The organism is Streptomyces sp. NPDC093071 (genome assembly GCF_044754545.1).
GTDB lineage: Bacteria > Actinomycetota > Actinomycetes > Streptomycetales > Streptomycetaceae > Streptomyces.
Window position 1 is genome coordinate 1,196,213 of sequence record NZ_JBIVPH010000003.1, and the last position, 26,734, is coordinate 1,222,946.

The window sequence follows — 26,734 nt, forward strand, 5'->3', positions numbered from 1 at the left end:
TCTAGGACAAGGCGATGGCGCCGCACGGGCTTTGGCCGTACGACGCCATGCGCGGAGAGGGGTGTCTTCTCACACCTTCAGGTACTTGCGCAGCGCGATGAGAGCCGCCACGGCGGGCATCAGGAGCCCGATGGCGATCACCAGCGGCAGCTTGGCGAAGACCGCGTCCCAGCCGATGAACTGGATGAGCTGGACCTTGTCGGCGAGGGCGATGCCGTGGTCGATCAGGAAGTACCGGCCGAGCAGCAGCAGCACGCAGGCGACGCCGCCGCCGAGGAGTCCGGCGAAGGCGGCCTCCATGATGAACGGCATCTGGATGTAGAAGCTGGACGCGCCGACGAGCCGCATGATCCCCGTCTCGCGGCGGCGGCTGAAGGCCGAGACGCGCACGGTGTTGACGATCAGCATCAGCGCGATGACCAGCATCAGGCCCATGACGCAGAGCGCGGCGATGTTCATGCCGTTCATCAGGTCGAAGAGGTTCTGCAGGATGTTCCGCTGGTCCTGGACCGACTCGACGCCGTCCCGGCCGGCGAAGGCCGTGGCCACCACCTGGTACTTCTCCGGGTCCTTGAGCTTGACCCGGAACGACGACGGCATCTGGTCCGGCGTCACCACGGAGGCGAGGGCGGTCTCGCCGTACTGCTCCTTGTAGTGCTTGTAGGCCTCGTCGGACGTCTCGTAGTGGACGGACTCGACGATGTCCATCTTCTTCAGGTCGGCCTCGATCCGCTCCTTCTGCTGGCCGGTGACCGCGCCCTTGGGGCACTTGCCCGCGGTGGCCGCGTCGGCCTTGTTGCAGAGGTAGATGGAGACGTTGACCTTGTCGTACCAGTAGTCCTTCATCGTGCTGACCTGCTCGCGCATGAGCAGGGCGCCGCCGAACAGGGCGAGCGAGAGGGCCACGGAGACGATGACGGCGAAGGTCATCGTGAGATTGCGCCGGAGGCCGACGCCGATCTCGGAGAGCACGAACTGAGCGCGCATGGGTCTGCTTTCTCCTACTCGCTACAGGCTCAGTGCTGGTATCCGTAGACGCCGCGCGCCTGGTCGCGGACGAGGCGACCCTTTTCCAGCTCGATGACGCGCTTGCGCATCTGGTCGACGATGTTCTGGTCGTGGGTCGCCATGACGACGGTGGTTCCCGTCCTGTTGATGCGGTCGAGCAGCTTCATGATGCCGACGGAGGTCTGCGGGTCGAGGTTGCCGGTGGGCTCGTCGGCGATCAGCAGCATCGGCCGGTTCACGAAGGCGCGGGCGATGGCGACGCGCTGCTGCTCACCGCCGGAGAGCTCGCCCGGCATCCGGTCCTCCTTGCCGCCGAGGCCGACCAGGTCGAGCACCTGGGGGACGGCCTTGCGGATCTCGCCGCGCGGCTTGCCGATGACCTCCTGGGCGAAGGCCACGTTCTGGGCGACGGTCTTGTTGGGCAGCAGGCGGAAGTCCTGGAAGACGGTCCCGAGCTGGCGCCGCATGTGCGGCACCTTCCAGTTGGACAGCCGGGCCAGGTCCTTGCCGAGGACGTGCACCTGGCCCTGGCTGGCGCGCTCCTCACGCAGGAGCAGCCGCAGGAAGGTCGACTTTCCGGAGCCGGAGGAACCGACGAGGAAGACGAACTCCCCCTTCTCGATCTCCAGGGATACATCCCGGAGCGCGGGGCGGTTCTGCTTCGGATAGGACTTGGAGACGTTGTCGAATCGGATCACGGATGCACCACGGTCGGCCGGGAGTAGGTGTGCGTGACCTTACGCGACCGGGGACGGCCCCCGCAGTCGCGGTCCTGGCTTGTGCGGTATATCCTTTTCGCCCTTCCGGGCGGAGGGCGACGGGCCTGCGGGGCGCGCCGAAACGGCGCGGAGCTGGCACAGTGGTAGGGGAACGCCCGGACCCCTCCGGTCGTTGCCCTGGTGGGTACCCCAGTGCGGGAGGAGGAGAGCGCATGACCTACGACCGACTGGTGTGCGCCAACTGCGCGGCCCCGGTCGCCGAGGGCCGCTGCCCCGTCTGCCGCGCGAACCGGGAGCGACTGACCCCGCAGGGTCTTTCCCCCGCCATGCTGCTGACGGTGGCGATCGCCCTGCTTGCGGCGATCGCGCTGCTCGCGGCGGTCCGTACGGCCTAGGGGCCGCCCGGACGGCCCCTACAGGCCCATACGAGCCGGATGAACGACCGAAGGGCCGGGGAGAGGTCTCCCCGGCCCTTCGTCACGCACGGAACCGTCAGGCGGCGGTACGGCCGCCGGCGACGAGGCGCGGCAGCATACGGAAGCCGATGCCGCCGGCGATCATGGTCGCGGCGCCGATGATCAGGAACGAGGTCTCGGCCGCACCGGTCTCGGCGAGCTCCTCCTTGGCCTGACCCTGCTGCACGGGCTGCGAGCCCACGTTCTGGGTGTCGGGGTTGTTGTTGGAGGCGTCGACGCACTCGGCGCCGTCGACGTCGACGGTGCAGGAACCGGCACCGCCGCCGGTGGCGTTGCCGCCTCCGGTGGAGGAGGCGGTGTTGCCGCCCGAGCCGCCGGTGTCACCGGAACCGCCGTTGTCGCCGTTTCCGTTGCCGCCGTTTCCGGCGTTGCCGCCGTTCCCACCATTTCCGGCGTTGCCGCCGTTCCCGTTGCCGCCGTTGCCGTTACCGCCGGCGGCGTCGTTCCCGCCCGCAGCGTCATTGCCACCGGCCGCGTCGTTACCACCGGCCGCGTCATTGCCACCAGCGGCGTCATTGCCGCCCGCAGCGTCGTTACCACCGGCCGCGTCGTTCCCGCCCGCAGCGTCATTGCCACCGGCCGCGTCGTTACCACCCGCAGCGTCATTGCCACCGGCCGCGTCGTTACCACCCGCAGCGTCATTGCCACCGGCCGCGTCGTTACCACCCGCAGCGTCATTGCCACCAGCGGCGTCATTGCCGCCCGCAGCGTCGTTACCACCGGCCGCGTCGTTACCACCCGCAGCGTCATTGCCACCGGCCGCGTCGTTACCACCGGCCGCGTCGTTACCACCGGCCGCGTCGTTACCACCCGCAGCGTCATTACCACCGGCCGCGTCGTTGCCGCCGGCGGTGTCGGTGCCACCGCTCTCGGCGCCCTCGATGCTGCCGACGATCGTGTTGCCGTCGGTGTCGCCCTCGCTCTGGAGGGTGATCTCCTCGGACTGGCTCGCGTCCGAACCGAAGCTGTCGACGGCCTGTGCGGCGCCGGCCGCCGTCAGGGACGCACCGGCGATGATCACGGCACTGGCCGCGACCCGCACCAGGCGGACCCGCGTCTTGTTGGTCATCTGGCTGCTACCCCCAGTAGCTCATCTCGTCATGGGGCAGCGCTCGGGGCCTGCGCGGCAGGGGCGGCGTCACGACTGGACCGGCCCCCGTTCACACGCGCCCCAGAAATGCGCATGCCAGTACGTCACCCTTCCGAGTTTCCGAAGAGGCGTCAAGGTCGTTGCGCGTGCGATGCCCGAAAGATCACTTGCTGACCGACATGCGACGATGCAACTGTGACGTAAACCCTGAACTACGGGCCCCGCCGCGTCAGTTCCCTTGTCGACAAAGCGTCCTGACGGGCCGTCGTCCGCTTGCTCCAGCGAATACGGGCCCCGCACCGTGTCGGTGCGGGGCCCGTGGGGAGGAGCGCGCGGAGGCTACTTGTCCTGCTGCTTGCGCCAGCGGATGCCCGCCTCCAGGAAGCCGTCGATCTCGCCGTCCAGGACGGACTGCGGGTTGCCGACCTCGAACTCCGTACGGAGGTCCTTGACCATCTGGTACGGGTGGAGGACGTACGAGCGCATCTGGTTGCCCCAGGAGCTGCCGCTGTCCTTCAGCGCGTCCATCTTGGCGCGCTCCTCCTGGCGCTGGCGCTCCAGGAGCTTGGCCTGGAGGACGTTCATGGCGCTCGCCTTGTTCTGGATCTGGGAGCGCTCGTTCTGGCAGGAGACCACGATGCCGGTCGGGAGGTGCGTGATGCGCACGGCCGAGTCGGTCGTGTTGACGCCCTGGCCGCCGGGGCCCGAGGCGCGGTAGACGTCGACGCGCAGGTCCGACTCGTCGATCTCGACGTGGTCGGAGGACTCGACGACCGGCAGGACCTCGACGCCCGCGAAGGAGGTCTGGCGGCGCCCCTGGTTGTCGAAGGGCGAGATGCGCACGAGGCGGTGGGTGCCCTGCTCGACGGAGAGCGTGCCGTAGGCGTACGGGGCCTTCACCACGAAGGTGGTCGACTTGATGCCGGCCTCCTCCGCGTACGAGGTCTCGTAGATCTCGGTGGAGTAGCCGTGGCGCTCCGCCCAGCGCAGGTACATGCGCTGGAGCCGCTCGGCGAAGTCGGAGGCGTCGACGCCGCCGGCCTCGGCCCGGATGTTGACCAGGGCCTCGCGCTCGTCGTACTCGCCGGAGAGGAGGGTGCGGACCTCCATCTCGTCGAGGGCCTTGCGGACGGAGGTCAGCTCCGCCTCGGCCTCGGCGAGGGTGTCCGGGTCGTCCATCTCCTCGGCGAGCTCGAAGAGCACCCCGAGGTCGTCGATCCGCCCGCGCAGCGTCTCGGCCTTGCGGACCTCGGCCTGGAGGTGCGAAAGCTTGCTCGTGATCTTCTGCGCCGCCTCCGGGTCGTCCCACAGGGACGGGGCCGCGGCCTGCTCTTCGAGCACGGCGATGTCGGCCCTCAGCTTCTCGAGGTCCAGGACGGCCTCGATCGACCCCATGGTCGAGGAGAGGGACTTCAGCTCTTCGGATACGTCGACGACTGCCACGCGTCCAGCGTAACGGCTCCGGGCGGGGAGCCGAACCTGCGGCCGCCGGGGGGTGTCCCGGCGGTCCGCGGGGGCCCTACGGCAGGGGCGAGGACTGCTTCGAGTCCTGCGGCGGGGCCTCCCCGTCGCCGGAGGCCGCGTAGTAGCCGCCGGCGCCCAGGGCTCCCGCGAGCACGACCGCCGCGACGGCGAAGGCGATCCGGCGCTTGCGGACCGCGCCCGCCTTGTGCCGGGCCGAGCCGGGGCGGCGGGCGCCCGCCGGGCGGGGGGCGCGGGCCGTGCCGAGGGGGCCGCCGGAGAGCTCGTCGGGGGCCGGGACCCGCATGGAGGTGTGGGTGTCGCGGTGGGAGTCGGCGGAGGCTCCGGGGACCAGCGGGACGGCGGCCCGGCGCGGGCCGGGCTCGGCGGCGCCCGTCGCGGTGGAGTGGGCGTCGTCCTCGTACGGCTCCGGGGCCGGCTCCGCGTCGGGCTCGTCCACGTCGAGCGGCGGGATGCCCTTGAGCAGCGGCAGGACGTCCCTGAGGCGGGCGGCCAGCTCGGAGGCGCGCAGCCGGGAGGCCGGGGCCTTGGCGAGGCACTGGACGAGCAGCTGCCACAGCTCCTCGGGGATGCCGGGCAGCGGGACGACGGTCTCGGTGACGTGGCGGCGCAGCACCGCGCCGGGGTGGCCGCCGCCGAACGGGGTGAAGCCGGCGAGCAGCTCGTACAGGACGGTCGCGAGGGCGTAGATGTCGACGGCGGCGCGCGGCGGGAGGCCCTCGACGATCTCGGGGGCGAGGTAGTCGGGGGTGCCGATGATCCGGGTGGCCTTGGTGCGGCCGGGGGTGTCGATGAGCTTGGCGACGCCGAAGTCGGTGAGCAGGGCGGGGTGGGCGCCGCCGGGGCCGAGCGGGCCCTCCATGTCGAGCAGGATGTTCTCGGGCTTGACGTCCCGGTGGACGACCCCGGCGGCGTGCGCGGCGGCCAGGGCGTCGGCGACGTCGGCGACGATCGCGACGGCGGCCTCGGGGGCGAGCCGGCGCTCGCGGTCGAGGCGGGTGCGCAGGTCGGTGCCGCGCACGAGGTCCATGACGAGGGCGAGGTCGTTGCCGTCGACGACGAGGTCGCGGACCTTGACCACGCGCGGATGGTCGAGTCCGAGCAGGGCGGTCCGCTCCCGGACGAAGCGGCCGACGAGCTCCTGGTCGGAGGCCAGGTCCTCGCGCAGCAGTTTGACGGCGACGGGCCCCTCGGGGCCCTCGCCGAGCCACACCGTTCCGGCGCTGCCCCGCCCGAGGATCTGGTGGGCGGTGTAGCGGCTGCCGATGTTCCGTGCCAAGACTGCTCCCTCAGCGGCTGCGGTTCACGCCAAACGTACGCGTCCGTGGGCGCCGCTCGTCACTTCCGGGAGGAAAACACCCCCTGGAAGTCGACAAATCAACAGTATTACTGTCCCGTACCGCCGGTAGCACCCGTGTTTCCGGTGCCGGTGCTCGCGCTGTCGAATAGGTCGGACACCCAGGTGGTGAAGGACGAGACGCCGTCGCCGATCGCCTCCCAGTAGCCCTTGCCCTCGGCGACCCAGCTCTGGAGCGGGGTCAGCTCCCAGACGAGCCAGCCGGCGACCACGAACAGGATGATCATGACCAGGCAGCCCTTGAGGCAGCCGAGGCCGGGGATCCGGATCGGGTTGGCGCTGCGCCGGCGCGGCTCGCGCGGCGGGCGCGGCTCGCGGGGCGCCGGGGCCTGGGGCGGCGGCTGCGGGGGCGCGTACTGCTGCTGGGGCGGGGCGTACTGCTGCTGCGGGGCGGGCGGCGGCGGGGGCGCGTACTGCTGGGGCTGGTGCTGCGGCTGGTACCGCTGGGGCGCGGGCCGCTGCGGAGCCGGGCGCTGCTGCTGGTACGACGGGGGCTGCTGCCGCTGCTGGTTCTGCGGCGGGTGCGGGGGCTGCTGCGGCTGGCGCTGCGGGCGGCGGCGCAGGGGGTCCTGGCTCGGGTCCAGGTACTGCACCTGCGTCTGCTCGTTGCGGTCGCGGGCGGCGCGCAGCTGGTTCTGCCAGGGGTGCGGCTCCTCGCCCTGGCCGCCCTGTCCGGCCTGACCGCCCTGTCCGGCCTGCGGCGGGCCCGGGGGCACGGGGGGCATGACGGTCGTTGGGTCGGCGCCGCCGCCCGGGCCGCCGGTCGGCATGACGCTGGTCGCGCCGGCGGGGTCGTAGCGCGGGGGCGCCCCGGCCCCGGCGGGCAGCACCTGGGTGGGGTCGGCGGAGCCGGGGGCGCCGTGGGACAGCACCTGGGTCGGGTCGGCGGCCCCGGGCGTCCCGGGGACCGGCGCGGGCGCCGGGTCGGGGGCGAGGAGCGCCCCGACGCCGTCCGCCGCCTCGATCTGGGCGGGCGTGGCGTGCACGCCGATGCCGGCGGCGACCGCGCGCAGGCCGCGGGCGAGGTTCACGGCGCTCGGGCGCCGGTCGGGGTCCTTGCTGAGGCAGCGCTCTATGACCGTCCACAGCGGGCCGGGGACGGTCGAGGGGCGGCGCGGCTCCTCGCTGAGGTGGCGGTGCAGGACCTCCAGGGCGGTGCCGCCCGCGAACGGCGGGCGGCCGGTGACCAGCTCGTAGAGGAGGATGCCCGCGCCGTAGATGTCGACGGCGGAGGTCTGCGGGCGGCCCTCGGCGGACTCGGGCGCCACGTACGCGGGCGTGCCGACGAACTCGTGGGTGCGGGTCAGGCCCGGGGAGTCGGCGAGGCGCGCGATGCCGAAGTCGGTGAGCATCGGGTGCATCTCGCCGTTGTGCTCGGCGAGCAGGACGTTGGCCGGCTTCAGGTCGCGGTGGACGACGCCGTCGGCGTGGCTGGCGGCGAGCGCGTCGGCGATCTGGGCGGTGAGGAGCGCGGCGGCGACCGGGGTGAGCGGTCCGCTCTCCCGGATGTACCGGTGCAGGTCGGGGCCCTCGACGAGGTCCATGACGAGGGCGAGGACGTCGCCCTCGACGACCAGGTCGCGGGTGCGCACGATGTTCGGGTGGGTGAGCCGGAGGAGCACGGACCGCTCGCGCAGGAAGCGCATCACGATGTCCGCGTCGTTGGCCAGCTCCTCCTTGAGGACCTTGATCGCGACGGTCTCGCCGGGCTGGCCGGGCACGGCCGCCTCGGCGCCCGCCGTCTCCCGCTGGCGGGCTCGCCAGACGGTGCCCGTGGCGCCGCGGCCGAGCGGCTCCTCGAGCAGGTACTTGCTGCCGATAGGCCGCACGTCACGCGCTCCCTGCTGATCGTGGTCCTGGGGTGGTTCCTGTGCTGTCCCCGCGGTCCCTGTCCTCTGTTGTGACCCGTCCGGGTGTCCGACCCACTTTAGTGCCGCCGAACGGGTCCCAGGCCGGTCGTCCACAGGGCGTTTCCGGAGGACGCCCTGACCGAAGATGTCCGGAACGTACCCCGGTCCTGTCCGGAAGGAGACGCTTCTCCGAGCGGGTCGGTTGCCGGGCATGTTCCGAAGGCATGTCCAACCAGGCACTTTTGCGCCCACAGCCGACCATTCAAGATCACTTACGGCCGACCGGCGGGCGCGCTGTCGGTGGCAGGTGCGAGGATGCCTCCAGCACGTCGCACCGATGGGGTCGGGAGCCCCGCGCCGTGCCGACCTGTACCGGACGACGCGTCCGTGCCGGGTGGGGGGAGACACGGGCGGTTCCCCTGCCGGGCACGTCGCGCAGAAGGGACCGCTGACGGCGATGCAGATCCGGCTGACCGTCCTCGCGCCGCACGCCGGCCACGGCGCCGGGCGCGCCTGCGACGTGCTCGTCACCGCACCGGCCGGGACGGCGCTCTCCGCCGTGGCCTCCCAGCTGGCCGCCGCCGTCACGGGCCCCGAGACCTCCGCCTCGGGCACGACCGTGCTCTACGCGGGCGCGGAGCGGCTGGACGGCCGGCGCTGCGTGCTCGGCGAGCCCCCGCTGGTCGACGGCGCCGTCCTCTCGCTCCAGGTCCCCGGACCGGACGACCGGGTCGGGGAGGGTGCGGCCGCCCGGCTGCACGTGGTGGCGGGTCCGGACGCGGGCGGGGTGCACCTGCTGCACGGCGGAGCGATCAGAATCGGCCGTTCCGTCGACGCCGACGTCCCGCTCGACGACCCGGACGTCTCCCGCGCGCACTGCACGGTGACCGTCGGCGCGGACGGCCGGGTCACGGTCGCCGACCGCGGCTCGACGAACGGCACGACCCTCGACGGCGCCCCCGTCGGCGAGCGCCCGGTCCGGCTCCGGCCGGGCGCGCTGCTGCGCCTCGGCGAGTCCGCCCTCCGCCTGACGGGCCCGGGCGACGACCCCTGCGGTACGGACGCGGTGGCGACGGCCCCGGACGGCGAGGGCCACCTGCGGCTCACGCGCGGGCCCGGCGCGGACCGGCCGGTCCCGGCGGGCGGTCCCGGGGCGGCCCCGGGCGGCCCCCGGACGGCTCCGGGCGGCCCGGTGGACGACGACACGACCCACGGCGGCGGGCACGCGCTCGCGTGGGGCGGCGACGCGGCCGACGACGGCCGGGGCGCGCCGTACGCCGACGGACACGACCACGACCACGGCGGCGACCCGCACGCGCACGACCGCTACGACGACGATTCCCGCGGCCACGCGCGCGACGGCGGCCCCCACGACCCGTACGGCTCCGGCTCCGCCGGTGACGGGGGCCCGGCCGCCCGGGCGCAGACGCAGGCGTCGCGACCGGCCGGCAGGCGCGGGCTCGGCGCGTGGGCCCGGCGGCTCGCCGGGGGCCGCGAGGAGCTTCCGGCCCCCGCCGCCGAGGCCCGTCCGGTCCCCGACACGCACGCGGGCACCCGGCAGGGCCCCGGCGCCCGCGACGGCGCCCGGGGGCCCGTACCGGGCGCCGACACCTGGCCCGACCCGGCCACCGTCCTGCTCACCGCGCTCGGCCCCGGCCCCCGGCTCTGGGAGCGGGACCCGGACCACCCCGAGTACCTGGCGGTCCGGCTCGGCACCACGGACCGCGCCGAGCTCTCCGGGGTGCCGGTCACGGTCGGGCTGCGCGAGGCCGGTTCGCTCGGTCTCGCGGGTCCCGGTGACCGGCTCGCCGGGTTCGCCCGCTCGGTGGTGGCCCAGCTCGCCGCCCTGCACTCCCCCTCCGACCTGGAGATCGTCCTCGTCAGCGCCGACCGGAACCGCTCCCTGGAGGAGCGGCGCCGCGCCTGGGGCTGGCTCGGCTGGCTCCCGCACGTCCGCCCGGCCCACGGCCAGGACTGCCGGCTGCTCCTGGCGTACGACCGCGAGCAGGCCCACGCGCGCACGTCCGAGCTGACCCGGCGGCTCGACGACGGCCCGCTCGGGCCCGGCTGGCCCAGCGCCGACCGTGCGTCCGTCGCGGAGGCCGCCGCCCGCTACGAGGGGCCCCGGACGGTGGTGGTCGTGGACGGCGACCCCGGTACGGCGGCGCTGCGCGAGACCGTGGCGCGGCTCGCGGGAGCCGGGGCGGCCGCCGGCATCCACCTCCTCTGTCTGGCCGAGGCGCCCTCCGCCTCCCCGGTGTCGCCGGTGGCCGCGACCTACGAGGCCGCGTGCGCCGCGTCCCTCGCGTTCCGCGAGTGCGGGGCCGCCGCGCTCCTGAGCGGGGACGTGGCGACGGCGCTGCGGCTGCTGCGCACGGCGGGCGGGCGCGTGGCGGGCCACGGGACCGTCGGCGTGGTCGACGCGGTCTCCGTCGCCTGGGCCGAGCGGTTCGGGCGGGCCCTCGCGCCGCTGCGGCCGGAGACCCCGGCGGCGCCGCACGGGCGGGCCGCCGCGCTGCCCCCGTCCTCCCGGCTGCTCGACGAGCTGGGGCTCGCCCGGGCCACGCCCGCCTCCCTGATGGCCCGCTGGGCCTCCGCCGGGGACGGGACGGCCGTCCTGGGCACGGGCCCGCACGGCCCGCTGGCCGTGGACCTCACCCAGGAGGGCCCGCACCTGCTGATCGAGGGCCCGGCGGGCAGCGGGCGCACGGAGCTGCTCCGCTCGATCGCCGCCTCGCTCGCGGCGGGCGGCCGCCCCGACCGGCTCGGCCTGCTCCTCGTGGACGGGGCCGGTGGCGAGCGCGGCGAGGGCCTCGCGGCCTGTACGGAGCTGCCGCACGTGACCGAGCATCTGGTGGCGTCGGACCCGGTCCGGATGAGGGAGTTCGCGCAGGCGCTCGGCGCCGAGCTGAAGCGGCGGGCCGAGCTCCTGGGGGACACCCCCTTCGCCGACCGCCGGGGCGCCCGCGCCCCGCAGGTGTCCGAGCGGCTGATCGGCCAGCGCGCGCCGAGCGCGGCGGAGTCCGTCCCCCGGGGTGCCCGCGCGACCGTCCGCCTCCCGGACACCGGCGACCATTCGAGCGGCCGCACCCTCCGCACGGGCGACGGCACGATCGGCGCCCTCCCGAGCAGCCGCACGGCGCCCCGGACACCGTACCCGGGCGCGGACGACACCCCCGCCCGGACCCCGTACCCCGGCGGGGACTCCCGCCCCGCCCGCACCGGCAGCGGCCCGTCCCGCTCCGGAGCGGACGCCTTCCTGACCGACACACCCAGCGGCCGACTCCCACGCCGGGGCCCCGGCTCCCCGGACGACCGCCGCGTCCCCCGCACCGGGGCCGACGACCTGGGCGGCCACGCCGGCGGCAGAACGCTCCGTACCGGAGACGGCGACCTCGACACCCGTACGAGCGGACGCGTGCCCCGCACCGGGGCCGACGACCTCACCGACCGCCCCAGCAGGCGCGTGCCCCCCACCAGGGACGGCGACCTGGGCGGCCACGCCAGCGGCCGAACCCTCCGCACCGGAGACGGGGACCTCGACACCCGTACGAGCAGGCGCACCCCGCGCGCCGGAGACGGCGACCCGGGCGACCGCCCCAGCAGCCGGACCCTCCGCACCGGAGACGGCGACCTCGACACCCGTACAAGCGGGCGCGTGCCCCGCGCCGGAGCCGACGACCTCACCGACCGGCCCAGCAGGCACGTCCCTCCCACCAGAGACGGCGACCCGGGCGACCGCCCCAGCAGCCGAACCCTCCGCACCGGAGACGGCGACCTCGACACCCGTACGAGCGGGCGCGTGCCCCGCACCGGGGCCGACGACCTCGACAACCGCCCCAGCGGACGCGTCCCCCGTACCGAGGGGGCCGGGATCCGGATTCCGCGGCCCGCCTCGGGGGAGGCGGCGGCGGGGGGTCGGGCACTGCCCCGGCTGGTCGTGCTGGTCGACGACTTCGACGCCCTGGTCGCGCCCGCGCTCGGCGCCCCCGGCCGGCCCGCCGCCGGGTCCGTGGTGCGGGCCCTGGAGGCCGTCGCCCGGCACGGCGAGCGGCTCGGCGTGCACCTCGTCGTGACCTCGGCCCGCCCGGACCGGACGGCCGACACCGAGCCGGCCCACAGCGCCCGGCTGCGGATCGTGCTCGACGCGCCCCCGGTGACGGCGGGACCGGACGTCCCGGCGGCCGGGCGGGGCCGTCTCGGGCACCCGGACGGCCGGGTGACCCCCTTCCAGGCGGGCCGCGTCACCGGCCGGATCCCCCGGACGGCGACGCTCCGGCCGACGGTCGTCCCGCTGGAGTGGGAGCGGATGGGCGACCCGCCCACCCGCCGCCCGGTCCGCGAGCTGGGCAACGGACCGACGGACCTCGCCCTCCTCGCGAGCGCGCTCGACCGCGCGGCCCGCTCGGTGGAGGCGACACCCGTGGCCCCCCTCTCCTCTCCCGCGACGTCCGCCGGAAACCCTTCCTGACGCCACGTCACGAGCCAATCACGATCGTCCACTTGACACGGAAGGCGGTATTGCGGCCCCCGCATCACCGGGCGTAGACCTGTCGGCACGGGACAGCTCAGCGCACGAAAGAGACGGGGCAGCGATGCGTACAACTCTTCGTCCACGCAAGGCCGCCGTGACCTTCACGGCACTCACGGCGCTCGCCGCGCTCGCCCTCGCGGGCTGCGGCGACGGCGGCTCCGGGGACCCGGAGGCGAAGCCGAGCGGCGATCTCCCCCTGAAGGGCGAGAAGATCGAGGTCGCGGCCGTCTGGACGGGCCCGGAGCAGGAGAACTTCACCAAGGTCCTGAAGGAGTTCGAGAAGCGGACCGGCGCGACCGTGACGTTCGTGCCCGCCCAGGACCCGATCGTGAACTTCCTCGGCACGAAGATCGCGGGCGGCTCCCCGCCCGACGTGGCGATGCTCCCGCAGGTGGGGGCGATCCAGCAGGCCGCCGCCCAGAAGTGGCTCAAGCCGGTCGGCCCGGAGGCCAAGGCCCAGCTGGCCGCGAACTACTCGCGCGGCTGGCAGGAGCTGGGCGCGGTGGACGGCACCCAGTACGGCGTCTACTTCAAGGCCGCCAACAAGTCCCTGGTCTGGTACAACACGGCCGTCTTCGAGAACGCGGGCGCCACCGAGCCGAAGACCTGGAAGGAGTTCCTGACCACCGCCGAGACGATATCGGCGTCCGGCGTCACGCCGGTCTCGGTCGGCGGCGCGGACGGCTGGACCCTCACCGACTGGTTCGAGAACGTCTACCTCTCCCAGGCGGGCCCGGAGAAGTACGACCGGCTGGCGAAGCACGAGATCAAGTGGACGGACCCGTCCGTCACCGCCGCCCTGACCACGCTCGCCGAGCTGTTCGGCAAGCCGTCGCTGCTCGCGGGCGGCACGAGCGGCGCGCTCCAGACGGAGTACCCGGCCTCGGTCACCCAGACCTTCACCGGCGGGGCCGAGCCGAAGGGCGCGATGGTCTACGAGGGCGACTTCGCCGCCGTCAACATCGCCCAGACCGAGGCGAAGATCGGCACGGACGCGAAGGTCTTCCCCTTCCCGAAGGTCGGGGACGCCGGGACCGTGCCCGTGGTGACGGCCGGAGACGCGGCCGTGGCCCTCAAGGACACCAAGGGCGCCCAGGCGCTCCTCGCCTTCCTGGCCTCCCCGGACGCGGCGAAGATCTGGGCGGGCGCGGGCGGCTTCCTCTCGCCGAACAAGAACCTGGACCCGTCGGCGTACCCGAACGACGTCCAGCGCGAGATCGCCGAGGCCCTGATCGGCGCCGGTGACGACTTCCGGTTCGACATGTCGGACCAGATGCCGCAGTCGTTCGGCGGGACGCCCGGCAAGGGCGAGTGGAAGGCGCTCCAGGACTTCCTGAAGAACCCGAAGGACATCGCCGGGACCCAGGCGCGCCTGGAGGCGGACGCGGCGAAGGCGTACCGGGCCGCCGCGAAGGGCTGAGGCCGGTCATGTCCTCCACCACCGCCACGCGCGCGAGGAGCACGGCCGGAACGGACGGCTCCCGAGGGAAGGGCAGCGGGGACGCGAGGCGGCGCCGGGCCGTGGCGGCGGGGTTCCTCCTGCCCGCCCTGCTCCTGCTCGGCGCGCTCGTCGTCTACCCGATCGGGTACTCCGTCCAGCGCTCGTTCTTCGACCGCTCCGGCTCCTCCTTCGTCGGCCTCGACAACTACCTGGCCCTGTTCACCGACGACTCGCTCCGCACCGCCGTGAAGAACAACCTGGTCTGGCTGGTGGTGGCCCCCGCGGTCGCCACCGCCCTCGGCCTGGTCTTCGCGGTCCTGACCGAACGCGTCCGCTGGGGAACGGCGTTCAAACTGCTCGTCTTCATGCCGATGGCGATCTCGATGCTGGCCGCCGGGATCATCTTCCGGCTGGTGTACGAGCAGGATCCGGACCGGGGCGTCGCGAACGCGGTCTGGGTCGGCGTCCACGACACCTTCGCCGAGTCCTCGGTCTTCCCGAAGGCCAGGCCGCTGCCCGTGCACCCGCTGAAGGCGGCCGGGGACGGCGCGTTCGTGACGAAGGAACCGGTGCGGGCCGGGCAGCCCGTACGGCTTCCGCTGGTCGGGGTGGCCCCGGCGCAGATGCCGGAGGGCGCGCGCCCGGCCGCGCCGCCCGCCGGCACGGACCCGGGCACGATCACCGGCACGGCCTGGCTGGACTTCACCCGGGGCGGCGGCGGGCGGCCGAACGAGGTCGACCCGGCCGAACGGGGCCTCGCGGGGCTGCGGATCGAGGCCGTACGGGACGGGAAGGTGGTCGCCACGGCGACGGCGGCGGCCGACGGCACGTTCGCCCTGCCCGCCGACCGCGCGGACGGGGCCGTGCTGCGGCTGCCCGCGGGCAACTTCCGGGAGCAGTACAACGGCGTCGAGTGGCTGGGCCCCTCGCTCGTCACGCCCGCGATCATCGGGGCGTACGTGTGGATGTGGGCCGGGTTCGCGATGGTGCTCATCGGGGCCGGGCTCGCGGCCGTGCCGCGCGAACTGCTCGAAGCGGCGCGGGTGGACGGGGCGAACGAGTGGCAGGTGTTCCGCCGGATCACGGTGCCGCTCCTGGCGCCGGTCCTAGCGGTCGTCCTCGTCACCCTGATGATCAACGTGCTGAAGATCTTCGACCTGGTCTTCGTGATCGCACCGGGCTCGGCGCAGGACGACGCGAACGTGCTCGCGCTCCAGTTGTACCGCTCGTCCTTCGGCACGGACGCGGACCTCGGGGTCGGCTCGGCCATCGCCGTCCTGCTGCTCCTGCTGGTGGTGCCGGTGATGGTCCTCAACATCCGCCGTATGCGCAGGGAGGCCCGCCGATGAGCACGACCGACGTCCGGCCGACCCGTCCCTCCCGTTCCCCGGCGGCGCGGATCGCGTCCGTGGCCGCGTCCGGCGCGGTCCGGGTCTTCCTCGTCCTGGCGGGCCTGTTCTGGCTGCTGCCGACGGTCGGGCTGCTGCTCTCCTCGCTCCGCTCGCCGTCCGACATCGCGGCGAGCGGCTGGTGGGAGGTGTTCGCGGCGCCGGCCCGGCTGACCACGGAGAACTACGCGCACCTGCTCGCGAACGACACGATCACCGGCTCCCTGCTCAACACCGTCCTGATCACCGTCCCAGCCACGCTGCTCGTCCTGGTGATCGGCTCGTTCGCCGGGTACGCGTTCGCGTGGCTGGAGTTCCCGGGCAGGGACTGGTGGTTCCTCGGCGTGGTGGCCCTGCTGGTGGTGCCGGTGCAGGTCGCCCTGGTGCCGGTGTCGAAGCTGTTCGGGGCGGTCGGGCTGTTCGAGACGACCGCCGGGGTGGTCCTCTTCCACACGGCCTTCGGCCTGCCGTTCGCGATCTTCCTGCTGCGGAACTTCTTCGCGGAGATCCCGCGCGAGCTCCTGGAGGCGGCGCGGCTCGACGGGGCGGGCGAGATCCGGCTGTTCACCCGGGTGGTGCTGCCGCTCGGCGGCCCGGCGATCGCCTCGCTCGGCATCTTCCAGTTCCTCTGGGTCTGGAACGACATGCTGATCGCGCTGATCTTCGCGGACTCGCAGTCACCCCCGATCACGGTGGCGCTCCAGCAGCAGGTCCGGCAGTTCGGCAACAACGTGGACGTGCTCGCACCGGGCGCGTTCCTGTCCATGGTGGTGCCGCTGGTGGTGTTCTTCGCGTTCCAGCGGCAGTTCGCGTCGGGGGTGATGGCGGGCGCGGTGAAGTGACCCCTCTTCGCGGGGTCAGCCCGTGAGCGCCGCCACCGCCGAGCGCGCGAGGTCGTCGACGTACCCCGGGGGCGGCGGGGTGCGGACGACGACCAGGCGCCAGTACAGCGGCCCGGCGACCAGGTCGAGGGCCCGGTCCGGGTCGGCGCCCTCGGGGAGTTCGCCGCGCGCGACGGCCTCGCGGATGATCCGGGCGACGACGCCCTGCTGTCCGTCGAGCAGCGCTGCCTTGACGGCGTCGGCGATCTCGGGGTGCCGGGCGGCCTCGACGAGGAGGTCGGGGACGACCCGGGAGGCGACCGGGTGGCTCAGGGCCTGCGCGGCCACCTCCAGGAGGGCGCGCACGTCCCCGTACAGGGAGCCGGTGGCGGGCACCGGCAGGCCCTGGGCGGCGAAGGCGCCGACGAGGTCGAGGACGAGGGAGAGCTTGGACTTCCAGCGCCGGTAGACGGCGGTCTTGCCGACGCCCGCGCGGCGCGCGATCCCCTCGATGGACATCCGGGCGAAGCCGACGGCCGCGAGCTCCTCGAAGACGGCGGCGCGGATGGCCTCGGTCACGTCCTCGCGGAGCACGGCGGCTCCGGCGGGCGTGCGGCGGGGGGTCGGTTCGGTCATGGACGGCATCCTAACCAACGACGACGTCACGACGATACGGTTGCGTTCCGTCGTCCGGCGTCCTACTGTCCCCGTAGCGACGGTACGGGACCGTCCCGTCGTAACGAGCCCCGTCACCCGGCCCGGCCCGTACCGCCCATGCCGACCCCGCCCCGAAAGCCCGCCCATGACCGTCACCCTCGCTCCGCCCCCGTCCCGGACCGCCCCTCCCCCCGCCGAGGACCTCCGCGCGCTCGCCCTCCGGCACGGACTGACCGTCAGCGGGGCCCGTCCGCCGCTGGCGGAGTACGTCCGGCAGCTCTGGTCCCGCCGCGACTTCGTCGCCGCCTTCGCGACCGCCCGGCTGACCGCCCAGTACAGCCAGGCCCGTCTCGGCCAGGTCTGGCAGCTGGCGACCCCGCTGCTCAACGCGGCCGTCTACTACCTGATCTTCGGCGTGTTCATGAACGCCAAGCACGGCGTCCCCGACTACGTCCCCTTCCTGATCACCGGCGTCTTCGTGTGGACCTTCACCTCCAACACGCTGATGGCCGGCACCCGGGCGATCAGCGGCAACCTCGGCCTGGTCCGCGCCCTGCACTTCCCGCGCGCGAGCCTGCCGCTCTCGCTCGCCTTCCAGCAGCTCCAGCAGTTCCTGCTCTCGCTCGCCGCGCTCGTCGTGATCCTGCTCTGCTGCGGCCAGTTCCCCGCCCGGAGCTGGCTGCTCGCCGTCCCCGCGCTCGTCTGCCAGACCCTGTTCAACACGGGCGTGGCGCTCGCCCTGGCCCGGCTCGGGGCCCGCACCCCGGACGTCGGCCAGCTGATGCCGTTCGCGCTCCGCACCTGGATGTACGCCTCGGGCGCCATGTGGTCGATCCAGAACCTGGCGGGCGGCGGGCGGCTCCCCGAGGGCGTGGTGCTCGCCCTCCGCTGCAACCCGGCGGCGGTCTACATCGACCTCATGCGCTTCGCCCTGATCGGGAGCCACACGGCGGACCGGCTGCCGCCGCACGTCTGGGCGCTCGCCGCCGGCTGGGCCCTGCTGTCCTTCGCGGGCGGCTTCCTCTGGTTCTGGAAGGCGGAGGAGGCGTACGGCCGTGGCTGAGGCGCGCGAGCACGAGAGGATCCCGACCGTCGTGGCCGACGGCGTCCACATCACGTACACCGTGCACGGACAGGGACAGGGGCAGGGGCAGGGACGGGGAGAGAAACGGGGACGCGGGCGGTGGCGGAGGACCCCGGCCACCCGCCGGGTCCACGCCGTCGAGGGAGTCGACTTCGTCGCGTACCGGGGCGAGGCGATCGGCCTGATCGGTTCGAACGGATCGGGGAAGTCCACCCTCCTGAAGGCCGTCGCGGGGCTCCTGCCCGTCGACCGGGGCCGGATCTACACCCACGGCCGCCCCGCCCTCCTCGGCGTCGACGCGGTCCTGATGAACGACCTGACGGGCGAGCGGAACGTCGTCCTCGGCGGCCTCGCCCTGGGCATGAGCCGTACGGAGGTCCGCGAGCGCTACGACGGGATCGTCGACTTCTCCGGCGTCAACGAGAAGGACGACGCGATCTCCCGCCCCATGCGGACGTACTCCTCCGGAATGGGCGCCCGGCTGCGCTTCTCCATCGCCGCCGCGAGGAGCCACGACGTCCTGCTGATCGACGAGGCCCTGGCCACCGGCGACGCCCGCTTCCGCCGCCGCAGCAGGCGGCGGATCGAGGAACTGCGGGCGGAGGCCGGGACGGTCCTCCTGGTCAGCCACTCGAACTCCACCGTCGTGGAGACCTGCGAGCGCGCCCTGTGGCTGGAGGCGGGGACGCTCCGGATGGACGGCCCGGCGCGGGAGGTGGTGGCGGCGTACGAGGAGTTCACCGCGTCAGGGGCGAAGACCACCGGCAAAAACGACATTACGGTCTAAAGTGCGGTGGGGTGACGAACGATCAGCCGCAGACCCCCCACCCGGCCGGCGCCGCACCCCCGGCCTCCCCCGCGTCCGGCCCCCCGTCCGGCCCCCCGCGCCCCACCGGCACCGAACCCCCCGCCCTCACCCGCTCCCCCTTCGCGTCGGACACCTTCACCTCCGCCACCTTCGTCACGGTCGGCAGCGGCCCCCGGCTCGCGCTCGCCGCCGTCTGGCTCCTCACCCGGGCCGGGATGCTCCTGCTGCTCCTCCGCGACGACCTCGGCATCGGCGGGGTGGCCCGCGAGGTGGCGCTCTACGAGCACTGGTACGGGAAGTTCGTCACGGGCACCTTCCCGCCCGGCGACGTCACCTGGCAGTACCCGCCGGGGGCCGGGCTCGTGATCATGTCCCCGGGCGCCCTCCCCTGGCTCACCTACTTCCAGGCCTTCGTCACCCTCACCCTCCTCGCCGACGCGGTCGTCACCCTCGCCCTCGCCCGCGCCGACGGCGCGCGCCTCACCCACGGCGCCTGGATCTGGGTCTGCGGCCTCCCGCTCCTCCTGCACCTCCCCCTCGCCCGGTACGACGTCCAGACCACCGCCCTCGCCGTCCTGGCCCTGCTCGCCGTCACGGCCCGGACGACCACCGCCCACCAGCTCGGCGGGGCGCTCGCCGGGATCGGGGCGATGGTCAAGGTGTGGCCGGCGCTGGCCCTCCTCGGCACGCCCCGGGGCCGGACCACCCGGGAGGCGTGGAGCGCCGCCGCCGTCACCGCCGTCGCGCTCCTCGCGACCCTCGCGCTCTTCTTCTCCGAGTCGCTCGGCTTCCTGCGCCAGCAGGGCGACCGGGGCATCCAGATCGAGTCCCTGGGCGGCACCGCCCTCGCGCTCGCCCGGTCCGCCGGCGTCTGGCCGGGGAAGGTCGAGTTCCGTTACGGCGCCCTGGAGTACGTCGGCCCGTACGTCTCCACCCTCGGCCACCTCGCCCTGCTGTGCACCGTCCTCGCCCTGGCCTGGCTGGTCCTCTGGCGCGTCCGGGCCCACCGCTGGACCCCCGCCACCCCGCTGGACACGGCCTTCGCCGCCGTCCTGCTGTTCACCGTCACCAGCCGGGTGATCAGCCCCCAGTACATGATCTGGCTGCTGGGGCTGGCCGCCGTCTGCCTGACCTCCCGGGACACCGTGATGCGGCCGGTGGCGCTGCTGCTCCTCCCGGCGGCGGCGCTGAGCGCGCTGGCGTACCCCGTCCTCTACTTCGACGTCATCGACGGCACCCCCACCGGCCTCGCCGTGATGGTGCTCCGCAACGGCCTGCTGCTCACCGCCGCCCTGCTCGCCGCCCGCCGCCTGTGGACCTCGACGGTCGCCGCCGCGCCGGAGGAGTGAGCGCGCCGGAGGACGACGGAAAGGGCGAGGGGCCCCGCCGGAGAACCGGCGGGGCCCCTCGCTCGCGCGCTCCCTAGCTGTGCGAGCGCAGCAGCGTGCGCATCGTCCGCATCGCCACCGACAGGTTCGCCAGGTCGAAGGTGTCCGAGCCCTGGATCTCCTCCAGGGTCGTCCGCGCGCGGCCCAGGATCGCCGCGTTCCGCTCCTCCCAGGCCTTGAACCGCTCCTCCGGCCCGGCGTCGGCGCCGCCCGCCGTCAGGACGTCCTGCGTGAGCGCCGCGTGCGCCGCGAACAGGTCCTCGCGGATCGAGGCGCGGGCCATCGACTGCCAGCGGTCGTCGCGCGGCAGCTCGATGATCCGGTCCATCAGGTCGGTGATCCGCAGCCGGTCGGCCAAGTCGTAGTAGACCTCGGCCACCGCGAGCGGGTCCGTGCCCGTCCGGTCCGCGATCGCGACGATGTCGAGCGCCGGGAAGGCGGAGGAGAACCCGGCGACCCGCCGCGCGAGCTCCTCCGGCACCCCGAACCCGGTCAGCTCGTCCAGGATCGACCGGTACCACTCCAGGTCCGCGCCGCGCAGCAGCTCCGGCAGCCGCGACCAGACCTCCTCGACGCGCTCGGCGAAGAACTCGATGGTCTCGGTGAGCCGGAGCGGCTGCGGCCGGTTGTTGAGCAGCCAGCGCGTGCCGCGCTCGACGAGCCGGCGCGAGTGCAGCCGCATCCGGGTCTGGATCTCGGCCGGCACCACGTTGTCGAGGGCCTCGACGGCGTCCCAGACCTGGCCGAGGCGGAAGACGACGCGGGCGGCGGTCTGCGCCCGGACGATCTCCTCGATCGACGCGCCGGTCTCCTCGCGGAGGCGGTGCAGGAAGGTCGAACCGCCGGCGTTGACGGTGTCGTTGACCAGGACGGTGGTGACGATCTCGCGGCGCAGCGGGTGGCCGTCGACGGCCTCGGTGAACCGCTCGCGCAGCAGCGTCGGGAAGTACGCGTGGAGCAGCCCGGTCAGGTACGGGTCGTCCGGCAGCTCCGTGCCGATCAGCTCGTCGGCCACCGTGATCTTGGTGTACGCGAGGAGGACGGCGAGCTCCGGCTGGCTCAGGCCCTTGCCGTTGTTGAGGAGTTCGCGGATCTGCCGGTCGTTGGGCAGGAACTCCAGGGAGCGGTCGAGGGCCCCGTCGCGGCCCAGGCGGCGCATGAACCGCTGGTGGGCGTGGAGCAGGGACGGCGACTGGGCGACGGCGTTGGCCAGGGCCGTGTTCTGCGCGTAGTTGTTGCGCAGGACGAGCGTGCCGACCTCGTCGGTCATCTCCGCGAGGATCTTGTTGCGCTGCTTGACGGTCATGTCGCCCTCGGCGACGAGCCCGTTCAGCAGGATCTTGATGTTGACCTCGTGGTCGGAGGTGTCGACGCCGGCGCTGTTGTCGATGGCGTCGGTGTTGACCTTGCCGCCCGCGCCCTCGGGGCCGCCGGTGCGGGCGAACTCGATGCGGCCCAGCTGGGTCGCGCCGAGGTTGCCGCCCTCGCCGATCACCTTCGCGCGGACGTCCTGGCCGTCGACGCGGATGGCGTCGTTGGCCTTGTCGCCGACGTCGGCGTTGGACTCGGCCGAGGACTTGACGTACGTGCCGATGCCGCCGTTCCACAGCAGGTCGACGGGCGACTGCAGGATCGCCTTCATCAGCTCGGCCGGGGTCATCTTGGTGACCCCGTCCTCGATGCCGAGGGCGGCCCTGACCTGCGCGTTGATCGGGATCGACTTGGCGCTGCGGGGGTGGACGCCGCCGCCCGAGGAGAGCAGCGAGACGTCGTAGTCGGCCCAGGAGGAGCGGGGCAGCTCGAAGAGGCGGCGGCGCTCGGCGTACGAGACGGCCGCGTCGGGCTCCGGGTCGAGGAAGATGTGCCGGTGATCGAAGGCGGCGACCAGGCGGATGTGCTCGGAGAGCAGCATTCCGTTGCCGAAGACATCGCCGGACATGTCGCCGACGCCGACGACGCGGAAGTCCTCGGTCTGGGTGTCGTGGCCCAGCTCGCGGAAGTGGCGCTTGACGGACTCCCAGGCGCCGCGGGCGGTGATGCCCATGCCCTTGTGGTCGTAGCCGGCCGAGCCGCCGGAGGCGAACGCGTCGCCGAGCCAGAAGCCGTACGCCTCCGCGACCCCGTTGGCGATGTCGGAGAAGGTCGCGGTGCCCTTGTCGGCGGCGACGACCAGATAGGTGTCGTCCTCGTCGTGGCGGACCACGTCGACCGGCGGCACGACCTCGCCCGCGACCAGGTTGTCGGTGATGTCGAGCAGGGCCGAGATGAACGTCTTGTACGAGGCGATGCCCTCGGCCAGCCAGGCGTCCCGGTCCGCGGTCGGGTCCGGGAGCTGCTTGGCGACGAAGCCGCCCTTGGCGCCGACGGGCACGATGACGGTGTTCTTCACCATCTGCGCCTTGACCAGGCCGAGGATCTCGGTGCGGAAGTCCTCGCGCCGGTCGGACCAGCGCAGACCGCCGCGGGCCACCTTGCCGAAGCGCAGGTGGACGCCCTCGACGCGCGGCGAATACACCCAGATCTCGAAGGCGGGGCGCGGGGCCGGCAGCTCGGGGATGGCCTGCGGGTCGAACTTCATCGACACGTAGGAGTGCGGCCGGCCCTCGGAGTCCTTCTGGAAGAAGTTGGTCCGCAGGGTGGCCTTGATGACGGTGAGGAAGGAGCGCAGGATGCGGTCCTCGTCCAGGCTCGCGACCTGGTCGAGGGCGGCGTCCAGCTCTTCGAGGAGGGCGTCGATCAGCTCGGTGCCGGCGCGCTGGCGCTCCGGCGCCATCCGGGCCTCGAAGAGGTTGACGAGCAGCCGGGTGGTGTGGACGTTGTTACGGAGGGTGTCCTCCATGTAGTCCTGGCTGAAGGTCGCGCCGGCCTGGCGCAGGTACTTGGCGTAGGCGCGCAGCACCATCGCCTCGCGCCAGTTGAGCCCGGCGGAGAGGACCAGGGAGTTGAAGCCGTCGTTCTCGGCCTCGCCGGTCCAGGTGGCGGCGAAGGCCTCCTGGAAGCGCTCGCGGGCGTCGTCGCCCAGGGTGACGCCGCTGCCGTTGGTGGCCGGGAGCCGCAGGCCGAAGTCGTAGATCCAGGCGTGGGTGCGGTCGGCGCAGCGCAGCTCGTAGGGGCGCTCGTCGGTGACCTCGACGCCGAGCCGGTTGAGGACCGGCAGGACGGCGGAGAGGGAGATCTGGTCGCCGGTCTTGTAGATCTTGAAGCGGCGCTCGCCGGGGCCCGCGAGGACCGGCTCGTACAGGGACAGCGAGAAGTCCTTCTCGCTGTCGGCGAGGGCCTCCAGGTGGACCAGGTCGGAGACGGCCGCGCGCGGCGAGTGGTCGGCCTTGTAGCCCTCGGGGAAGGCGTTGCCGTAGCGGCGCAGCAGCTCGGCGGCGCGCTCCTCGCCCAGCTCGGCGTTGAGCGCCTCGCCGAAGCCGTCGGACCAGGAGCGGGCGGCCTCGGCGAGCCGGCCCTCGATGCGCTCGACGTCGGCGTCGGTGAGCTTGGCCAGCTCGGTGCCGGGCTCGACGCGGACGACGAAGTGCAGCCGGGAGAGGATCGACTCGGTGTTCCAGGCGGTGAAGTCGACGCTGGTGCCGCCGAGCTCCTCCTTCAGGATGTCGATGATCCGCAGCCGGACGCGGGTGGTGTAGCGGTCGCGCGGCAGGTAGACGAGGGCCGAGTAGTAGCGGCCGTACTCGTCCTGGCGCAGGTAGAGCCGCAGCCGGCGCCGCTCCTGGAGGTAGAGGACGCTGGTGACGACGGCCTGGAGCTGGTCGGCCGGGGTCTGGAAGAGCTCGTCGCGCGGGTAGGTCTCCAGGATCTGGAGCAGGTCGCGGCCGTCGTGGCTGTTCGGGGAGAAGCCGGCGCCCGCCAGGACCTCCTGGACCTTGCGCTTGACGACCGGGACGCGGCGGACGGACTCGGTGTAGGCGGCCGAGGAGAAGAGGCCGAGGAAGCGGCGCTCGCCGACGACGTTGCCCGCGGCGTCGAACTTCTTCACGCCGATGTAGTCGAGGTACGAGGGCCGGTGCACGGTCGCCCGGCTGTTGGCCTTCGTCAGGATCAGCAGCTTGTGCTCGCGCGCCTTGGCGCGGGCGTCGGCGGGCAGCCGGCTGAAGGAGGGCGACACGGGGTGGGCGTGGTGGCCCTCGTCGTCGCCGGAGTGGCGCGGGTCGGAGCGCAGGATGCCGAGGCCGGTGCCGGGCACGGCGGACAGCGCGTCGCCGTCGACGAGCTCGTACTCGCGGTAGCCGAGGAAGGTGAAGTGGTCGTCGGCGAGCCAGCGCAGCAGCTCGCGGGCCTCCTCCACCTCGGTCGGACGCAGGTCGGGGGCGGTGGGCTCGTCGGCGAGGCCGTCCGCGATGCGCAGCGCGGCGTCGCGCATCTTCTCCCAGTCCTCGACCGTCTCGCGGACGTCGGACAGGACGCGCAGCAGGTCGGCGGTGATCTGCTTGAGGTCGGCGCGGTCGGTCTCGCGGTCGATCTCGACGTGGATCCAGGACTCGGTGAGCGCGTCGTGCGGCAGCTCGCCGTGGATCTGGGCCGACAGGACCTCGATGAGGCGGCCGGTGACGTCGCGGCGGACGAGGACCTGCGGGTGGATGACGACGTGGATGCCGCGGCCCTGGCGGGACAGCTCGTTGGTCACCGAGTCGACGAGGAAGGGCATGTCGTCGGTGACGACCTCGACGACGGAGTGGCTGCTGGTCCAGCCGTTCTCCTCGACCGTCGGGGTGTGGACGCGCACGTTCGCCGTGCCCTGCGGACGGTTCTCCGCGAGGCGGTAGTGGGAGAGGGCGGCGCCGAAGACGTCGACCGGGTCGCGGTCGGACAGGTCCTCGGGCGCGGTGTGCAGGTAGTAGCGCTGGAGGTACTCGAGCACGGTGTCGCCGTCCGGGCGTCGGCCCGCACCGTCCGGCCCCGTCGGAAGTCGCCCCCCGACCGGGCTGTGCTCAGCTACCCGGGCGGCCCTTTCGAGCAGCTCGGCCTTGGCTTCGTCCAGCTTGGTCTGCATGTCCTCTGACTCCTGGCCGCGCGCCGTTGCGCGGCATCGGTGGAAGGAAGGGCATCACGCCTCCGCGTCGTGTTTCCGCGAAAGACGGCGTCATGCCCGGATGAGAGATGCCCGGGTCGTCTTCGGCCGCCGACGGCGGCCCGCCCGGGCGGAGGGGATCGGCGCACGCGCGGTCGGCCCGGCCGCCGGAGCGGGTCGGGCGGCAGCCGGGGGCTTCACTGCCCCCTCGGCGTATCGCGCTGATCACGACGAAAGCCTATCGCTCCCGACCCCCGAACCGTCATGAGCCGTATGTGTACAAAAGAGGGGGTGGAAGTTTGACGTTATGGACAGCGACACATGTCCTCTTGGCACGGCATCCGACCTTCTGCGAGCTGGGAGAGCCATGGCGAGGATCCTGATCGTGACCGGGGACGCGGCGGAGTCGCTGGAGGTGCTGTATCCCTACCAGCGCCTCCTGGAGGAGGGGTACGAGGTCGACATCGCGGCTCCGGCCCGCAAGACGCTGCGGTTCGTGGTCCACGACTTCGAGCCCGGCTTCGACACGTACACCGAGAAGCCCGGCTACACCTGGCCCGCCGACCTGGCCTTCTCGGAGGTCGACCCGGGGGCGTACGCGGCGGTGGTGATCCCGGGCGGCCGGGCGCCGGAGTACCTGCGGAACGATCCGGAGCTCCGCAAGATCCTCAAGGCCTTCTTCGACGCGGACAAGCCGGTCGCGCAGATCTGCCACGGCCCGCTCCTGACGGCGGCGACCGGCAGCCTGGAGGGCCGCCGGGTCACGGCCTACCCGGCCCTGGAGCTCGACATGCAGGCGGCCGGGGCGTCGTTCCAGGACACGGCGGCCGTGGTGGACGGGCTGCTCGTCTCCTCGCGGGCGTGGCCGGACCATCCGGTCTGGATGCGGGAGTTCCTGAAGGTGCTCGGGTCGCGGGGCTGAGGGCTCCGCCCGTAGGTGGTGGCGGAGGGGCTAGACCAGCTCCTCCGCCACGGCGACCGCCTCCGCGAGGGAGTCGACCACCGGCACCCCCACCCGCTCCAGGGAGGCGCGGCTGTGCGAGCCGCCGGTGTAGAGCACGGCCTTGGCCCCGACGTGCGCGGCGGCGAGCGCGTCGTCCGCCGCGTCGCCGATGACGACCACCCTCTCGGGCAGGATGCCCTCCAGGGCGGCCAGGTGACGCACCATGTGCCCGGACTTCCCGTCCGTGGAGGTGTCGGTCCGCCCGTCCATGCGCAGGAACCGCTCCGCGATCCCGTGCCGCCGCACGAGGGGCACGAGGTCGGCGTGCGGGGCGAGCGAGAGCAGCGACTGCGTGAAGCCGGACGCCTGGCGCGCGGCGAGCAGCTCGGCGGCGCCGAGGGTCAGGCCGCAGTGCTCGGCGCGCTCCCAGTAGTACCGGTGGAAGACCCCGTCCATGAGGGTCCACTCGGCGTCGGTGGGCAGCCGCCCCATGAGTCGCTCGTAGAACTTCGGCACCGGCACCATGTACAGCTCGCGGTACCGCTCCAGCGTGAGCGGTTCGAGTCCCAGTTCGGCGAAGGCGGCGTTCGTCGCCCCGATGACGGCGTCGATGTCGTCGAGCAGCGTGCCGTTCCAGTCCCAGACCAGGTGTTTTCCGTGCTTCCCCATGG

18 protein-coding genes are annotated in these 26,734 nt (G+C 73.3%); 9 read left to right on the top strand and 9 right to left on the bottom strand.

The window, feature by feature from the left end:
• Nucleotides 1-69: 69 nt before the first annotated feature.
• Nucleotides 70-987, bottom strand: a complete 918-nt coding sequence (ftsX, locus tag ACIQD7_RS16695; RefSeq protein ID WP_402442276.1) for a permease-like cell division protein FtsX — start codon at nucleotides 985-987, stop codon at nucleotides 70-72.
• Nucleotides 988-1,016: 29 nt separating this feature from the next.
• On the bottom strand, nucleotides 1,017-1,706 hold the full coding sequence (gene ftsE / locus ACIQD7_RS16700; RefSeq protein ID WP_053648390.1) for a cell division ATP-binding protein FtsE: 690 nt from the start codon (nucleotides 1,704-1,706) through the stop codon (nucleotides 1,017-1,019).
• A 233-nt stretch (nucleotides 1,707-1,939) separates the two neighbouring features.
• Here ftsE and ACIQD7_RS16705 point away from each other — a divergent pair, with 233 nt between their 5' ends.
• Nucleotides 1,940-2,122: a hypothetical protein gene (locus ACIQD7_RS16705; RefSeq protein WP_053648388.1), complete on the top strand. Its 183-nt coding sequence runs from the start codon at nucleotides 1,940-1,942 to the stop codon at nucleotides 2,120-2,122.
• Nucleotides 2,123-2,219: 97 nt separating this feature from the next.
• On the opposite strand, the gene ACIQD7_RS16710 is transcribed toward ACIQD7_RS16705, so the two are convergent.
• The 4 genes from ACIQD7_RS16710 to ACIQD7_RS16725 all read right to left on the bottom strand — a co-directional run bounded on the left by ACIQD7_RS16710 (nucleotide 2,220) and on the right by ACIQD7_RS16725 (nucleotide 7,961).
• Entirely contained in the window at nucleotides 2,220-3,272 is a 1,053-nt protein-coding gene (locus tag ACIQD7_RS16710) for a hypothetical protein (RefSeq protein ID WP_402442277.1), read from the bottom strand.
• Nucleotides 3,273-3,632: 360 nt separating this feature from the next.
• Entirely contained in the window at nucleotides 3,633-4,736 is a 1,104-nt protein-coding gene (gene prfB / locus ACIQD7_RS16715; RefSeq protein ID WP_121830831.1) for a peptide chain release factor 2, read from the bottom strand.
• Nucleotides 4,737-4,812: 76 nt separating this feature from the next.
• On the bottom strand, nucleotides 4,813-6,054 hold the full coding sequence (locus tag ACIQD7_RS16720) for a serine/threonine-protein kinase (RefSeq protein ID WP_390755573.1): 1,242 nt from the start codon (nucleotides 6,052-6,054) through the stop codon (nucleotides 4,813-4,815).
• Nucleotides 6,055-6,161: 107 nt separating this feature from the next.
• Nucleotides 6,162-7,961 (bottom strand): serine/threonine-protein kinase, encoded by a 1,800-nt coding sequence (locus tag ACIQD7_RS16725; RefSeq protein ID WP_402442279.1) that lies wholly within the window; start codon nucleotides 7,959-7,961, stop codon nucleotides 6,162-6,164.
• A gap of 478 nt (nucleotides 7,962-8,439) precedes the next feature.
• Here ACIQD7_RS16725 and ACIQD7_RS16730 point away from each other — a divergent pair, with 478 nt between their 5' ends.
• The 4 genes from ACIQD7_RS16730 to ACIQD7_RS16745 all read left to right on the top strand — a co-directional run bounded on the left by ACIQD7_RS16730 (nucleotide 8,440) and on the right by ACIQD7_RS16745 (nucleotide 16,187).
• Nucleotides 8,440-12,453: an FHA domain-containing protein gene (locus tag ACIQD7_RS16730; RefSeq protein WP_402442280.1), complete on the top strand. Its 4,014-nt coding sequence runs from the start codon at nucleotides 8,440-8,442 to the stop codon at nucleotides 12,451-12,453.
• 124 nt (nucleotides 12,454-12,577) lie between these two features.
• Nucleotides 12,578-13,936 (top strand): ABC transporter substrate-binding protein, encoded by a 1,359-nt coding sequence (locus ACIQD7_RS16735; protein WP_402442282.1) that lies wholly within the window; start codon nucleotides 12,578-12,580, stop codon nucleotides 13,934-13,936.
• Nucleotides 13,937-13,944: 8 nt separating this feature from the next.
• The gene (locus ACIQD7_RS16740) at nucleotides 13,945-15,306 is read left to right on the top strand and encodes a carbohydrate ABC transporter permease (RefSeq protein ID WP_402442283.1); all 1,362 of its coding nucleotides are present in this window, start codon (nucleotides 13,945-13,947) and stop codon (nucleotides 15,304-15,306) included.
• Complete coding sequence (locus ACIQD7_RS16745) at nucleotides 15,303-16,187, top strand: carbohydrate ABC transporter permease (RefSeq protein ID WP_402442285.1); 885 nt, start codon at nucleotides 15,303-15,305, stop codon at nucleotides 16,185-16,187. The genes ACIQD7_RS16740 and ACIQD7_RS16745 overlap by 4 nt, the downstream gene beginning before the upstream one ends.
• Before the next feature lie 15 nt (nucleotides 16,188-16,202).
• Here ACIQD7_RS16745 and ACIQD7_RS16750 read toward each other — a convergent pair whose 3' ends face one another.
• On the bottom strand, nucleotides 16,203-16,802 hold the full coding sequence (locus tag ACIQD7_RS16750) for a TetR/AcrR family transcriptional regulator (protein WP_402442286.1): 600 nt from the start codon (nucleotides 16,800-16,802) through the stop codon (nucleotides 16,203-16,205).
• Between the two features lie 166 nt (nucleotides 16,803-16,968).
• Between ACIQD7_RS16750 and ACIQD7_RS16755 the strand changes: the two genes are divergently transcribed.
• The 3 genes from ACIQD7_RS16755 to ACIQD7_RS16765 are packed head-to-tail and all read left to right on the top strand — an operon-like array spanning nucleotide 16,969 to nucleotide 20,064.
• The gene (locus ACIQD7_RS16755; protein ID WP_402442288.1) at nucleotides 16,969-17,886 is read left to right on the top strand and encodes an ABC transporter permease; all 918 of its coding nucleotides are present in this window, start codon (nucleotides 16,969-16,971) and stop codon (nucleotides 17,884-17,886) included.
• The gene (locus tag ACIQD7_RS16760; RefSeq protein WP_402442290.1) at nucleotides 17,879-18,694 is read left to right on the top strand and encodes an ABC transporter ATP-binding protein; all 816 of its coding nucleotides are present in this window, start codon (nucleotides 17,879-17,881) and stop codon (nucleotides 18,692-18,694) included. Before ACIQD7_RS16755 ends, ACIQD7_RS16760 begins: the two co-directional genes overlap by 8 nt.
• Nucleotides 18,695-18,705: 11 nt before the next feature.
• Complete coding sequence (locus ACIQD7_RS16765) at nucleotides 18,706-20,064, top strand: glycosyltransferase 87 family protein (RefSeq protein WP_402442292.1); 1,359 nt, start codon at nucleotides 18,706-18,708, stop codon at nucleotides 20,062-20,064.
• A gap of 73 nt (nucleotides 20,065-20,137) precedes the next feature.
• On the opposite strand, the gene ACIQD7_RS16770 is transcribed toward ACIQD7_RS16765, so the two are convergent.
• Nucleotides 20,138-25,102: an NAD-glutamate dehydrogenase gene (locus ACIQD7_RS16770; protein WP_402442294.1), complete on the bottom strand. Its 4,965-nt coding sequence runs from the start codon at nucleotides 25,100-25,102 to the stop codon at nucleotides 20,138-20,140.
• Between the two features lie 385 nt (nucleotides 25,103-25,487).
• Here ACIQD7_RS16770 and ACIQD7_RS16775 point away from each other — a divergent pair, with 385 nt between their 5' ends.
• Nucleotides 25,488-26,042: a DJ-1/PfpI family protein gene (locus ACIQD7_RS16775; RefSeq protein WP_121832668.1), complete on the top strand. Its 555-nt coding sequence runs from the start codon at nucleotides 25,488-25,490 to the stop codon at nucleotides 26,040-26,042.
• Between the two features lie 30 nt (nucleotides 26,043-26,072).
• Here the strand turns inward: ACIQD7_RS16775 and ACIQD7_RS16780 are convergent, their stop codons facing one another.
• Complete coding sequence (locus ACIQD7_RS16780; protein WP_402442295.1) at nucleotides 26,073-26,732, bottom strand: HAD family hydrolase; 660 nt, start codon at nucleotides 26,730-26,732, stop codon at nucleotides 26,073-26,075.
• Nucleotides 26,733-26,734 lie beyond the last annotated feature (2 nt).

Bases quoted from the DNA above. Each gene is read 5' to 3' on its own strand.
- ACIQD7_RS16705 (WP_053648388.1), top strand. From the start codon at position 1,940: ATGACCTACGACCGACTGGTGTGCGCCAACTGCGCGGCCCCGGTCGCC.
- ACIQD7_RS16740 (WP_402442283.1), top strand. From the start codon at position 13,945: ATGTCCTCCACCACCGCCACGCGCGCGAGGAGCACGGCCGGAACGGAC.
- ACIQD7_RS16775 (WP_121832668.1), top strand. From the start codon at position 25,488: ATGGCGAGGATCCTGATCGTGACCGGGGACGCGGCGGAGTCGCTGGAG.
- ACIQD7_RS16735 (WP_402442282.1), top strand. From the start codon at position 12,578: ATGCGTACAACTCTTCGTCCACGCAAGGCCGCCGTGACCTTCACGGCA.
- ACIQD7_RS16780 (WP_402442295.1), bottom strand. From the start codon at position 26,732: ATGGGGAAGCACGGAAAACACCTGGTCTGGGACTGGAACGGCACGCTG.
- ACIQD7_RS16755 (WP_402442288.1), top strand. From the start codon at position 16,969: ATGACCGTCACCCTCGCTCCGCCCCCGTCCCGGACCGCCCCTCCCCCC.
- ftsX (WP_402442276.1), bottom strand. From the start codon at position 987: ATGCGCGCTCAGTTCGTGCTCTCCGAGATCGGCGTCGGCCTCCGGCGC.
- ACIQD7_RS16770 (WP_402442294.1), bottom strand. From the start codon at position 25,102: ATGCAGACCAAGCTGGACGAAGCCAAGGCCGAGCTGCTCGAAAGGGCC.
- ACIQD7_RS16745 (WP_402442285.1), top strand. From the start codon at position 15,303: ATGAGCACGACCGACGTCCGGCCGACCCGTCCCTCCCGTTCCCCGGCG.
- ACIQD7_RS16710 (WP_402442277.1), bottom strand. From the start codon at position 3,272: ATGACCAACAAGACGCGGGTCCGCCTGGTGCGGGTCGCGGCCAGTGCC.
- ACIQD7_RS16730 (WP_402442280.1), top strand. From the start codon at position 8,440: ATGCAGATCCGGCTGACCGTCCTCGCGCCGCACGCCGGCCACGGCGCC.
- ACIQD7_RS16750 (WP_402442286.1), bottom strand. From the start codon at position 16,802: ATGACCGAACCGACCCCCCGCCGCACGCCCGCCGGAGCCGCCGTGCTC.